This is a genomic window from Nocardia alni (assembly GCF_019038435.1).
GTDB lineage: Bacteria > Actinomycetota > Actinomycetes > Mycobacteriales > Mycobacteriaceae > Nocardia > Nocardia alni.
The window spans coordinates 1-2,900 of the sequence record NZ_JAGPOX010000290.1 but is presented as its reverse complement, the minus strand read 5'-3'; the positions used below and the strand labels follow the sequence as shown (position 1 = coordinate 2,900).

General features: G+C 66.3%; 1 pseudogene. It reads right to left on the bottom strand.

Features of this window, described 5'->3' with window-relative positions:
• A pseudogene (locus JZ791_RS43830) lies at positions 1-2,900 on the bottom strand (hypothetical protein); the annotation flags it as partial.

The following is a 2,900-nucleotide window of genomic DNA, read 5'->3' as shown; positions in this document are numbered from 1 at the left end:
ACCATGTACTTCGGGAACCACGCTCGCACCCGGTCCGGCTCGGGCGCGGCGCCGGCCGGACGGGCCGCGCTGCCGGCCGGTTGGGATGTGGCGACGGGCGCGGGTGGCGGGGTGTGCCCGCCGATGCGCTCCCACCGGTCCGCGGGCACCGCGGGCGCCAGCACGCCTTCCATCCCGTTGTTGTTGACCCGGAGTTCGAACCGCATCTCGTAGTCGAACGGCAGTGAGGGGCCGGTACTGCGTTTCTTGACGATCGACTGCGATGTGGCGAACACGCTCGTGGAGGTCGCGAGCTGGTTGTGGGTCATATTGCCCTGTACGGTGACGCCCGCGGTCAGGAACTTGCCCTTGTCCACGTCCCCTTCGTAGGCGTACGCGTACGAACCCGACCGCTGATCATGCTGGCTGGCGGTGTCACCGATTTCGGAGAGCCCGTAGGACCAGCGTTGCAGGCTGACCGGTAGGTCCGCGCCCACCCGCTGGATGGGTTCGCCGGCCGGGCGCCGCACGTTGGCCAGGTCCAGGCGTACGGAGATCGGGTACGGGCGTCCCTTGTATTTCACGTTCAGCGCGAGGCCCGACTCGCTCAACAGAGCCGCCCATTCCCCGGAGGTCATCCGGGAGGTCAGTTTCTTGTTGACCTGGGCACGGAATTTCGCGTCCTGGCCGCGGGTGCGTTCCATCCTGGTGATGACCTGATCGCGTAGCCACTGGATCGTCGACTCCGGGATCGGTTCGATGTGCAGCAGTTCCTTGGTGCCATCGCGCTGGGTGCCGAATTCCCGGACGGGCGGACTGAAATCCTTCGGCCGACCCGAGGATACGGTGGAGCGGCTACCGGACCGGGAATGAGAGACACTGCCGGTCGGCAGCTTTCGCTTCGGCGACGAGGTCGTGGATATGGTGGACTTGCTGCCCGACCGGGAATGACTCTTCGGATCCCGCTGGAATTCCTGATCGTCCAAGGGATCCAGGTCTTCGGCGGTGTCGAAGTATTCCTGCTCGACATCCGACAGATGATCTTCATCCTTCTGTGTCTCCAGGACGGGTGGTGTACTCGCCCTGGAGACCTTGGAGCCCACGGACAACCGGGAGTCCGCGGACAGCCTGGACGTCGTGGACCTCGCCCTGGGCCTGGTCGTGAACTTCCCGTCGGGCTTGCGGGTAGGCGACTCGAGCTCTCGGTCGGACGAATCGGACTTGCGCCCAGTTGATTTGGGCTTCAGTGCGGACGAATCCGACTTGCGGCCGGGGGAATCGGACTTGCGTGTGGGTGATTCGGGCTCGCGTACAGGTGAGTCCGTCGGTTCCTTCGAGCGATCCGTGGCCTCTGCTTCGGTTTCTTCGGTCACCGGATGTTCTGTGGGTTCGTCGTCGGAGACCGCCGCGGCGTCGAACTCGCGGTCTCCGTACAACGCGTCGAGGTACAACTCGTCCTCGTCGGAGGACAGGTCCTGCTCCTCGGCCGGATCCGGATAGGTCTCCCCGGTGCGCGGGTTGTAGATGTAGGTGCGCTGCTCGTCCTCGTCGAAGTAGTACACCTCATCGTCGTCGTCGAGGTCCTCGAGGTCCTCGTGCGGTGCGCGGGCGCCCAGATAGGCTTCGTTCAGCTCCTGCCGCACCCTGGCCGCCTCGGCCTGCACCGCCGGAGTCGAATCGGCTGTGGTGTCTCGCGATTCGGGGATGACCTGCGTGGCCATCGGGTCCGTCGGCTGCTCACGCGGGTCGGCCTGCCGGGCGACCGGAGCCGAATCATCCTGGGATTCAGCCACTTCGGCGGCGGACGGACGAGTGCCCTGATCGACACCCAGGTCCGTGGTGAGCAGCCGTTCGATCTCGGCTCTGGGAATGTCGCGCAGCGCCGCCAACGCGGAGTTCTCGAATTCGGGAGTGCCGGCCGAATCGAACGCCCGGTTCACCCGGCTCAGCCAATCCTGCGCGGCGGGGCTGTTCGGGAACTGCTCACCACCGACACCGAATCTCTCGGCCGCGTCGGACAGCAGCGTGTATGGATCGTCACGCTCGGTAGGAGCCGACTGGTGTTCCGCGGGCGGGGAGGTCGGCCGCTCGCTGCCGGGCATCGGGCCCACCAGCAGAGGTTCGCCCTCGGCTGCGGGGTCGTAGACCAGGCCGGTAGCGGGCTCGAAGAGACGAACCCGGCCGTCCTCGTCTGTGAACGGTTGGAACCGATCGCCGGGGACGGAAGCTCGATCCTCGTCATCGGCCTCGACGTATTCGTCGTCGTCCTCGTCGCTGTATTCGTCCTCTTCGTCGGAGTGCTCGGCCTCTGCGTCGCGGTCACGCTGGAGGGTTGTGGGGCTCGCCTGGACGCGGGCGCGTGTGGGTTCGGGGGCGAGGATGACGGTGAGTCTGCCGTCGTCGGAGTCTTCGTCGCTGTCGTCTTCGTCTTCGCCGTCGGGTCGGGCGATGGGTTGTGCTGTGGCAGAGGCCGATCCGGCGCGAATCGGTGTGGTCTGGGTGGCGGGGACTACGGTGTGCGGTTCTTCTTCGTCCGATTCCTCGTCGCTGGCCTCTTCGTCGAGTTCCGTTGCGGCAGTGTTTGTTCCGGCGTGGGCCGGAGTGGTCTGAGCGGCAGCGGATTCGGTGTGCGGCTGTTCCTCGTCCGAGTCTTCGTCGCTGTTTTCTACCTCCTCGTCTTCTTCGTCGCTGGCCTCGTCGTCGTCCTCGTCCGAGCTCTCGTCTTGGTGTTGCGTGCTGGATTGTCCGGCGGTGGGCGTGGCCGTCGGGGTCGCGGCCGCGCCGATGTAGGTGTCGGCGGGGAATTCGGGGGCGGTTTCGTTGTCGAGGCGCAGGGGCTGGCTTATCCGGCCGGAGGGGTCGTAGAGGACGGCGTGGACTGTGGCCGTGTCGGCGGCGCGTTGTCCGGGGAGGGTATGGGT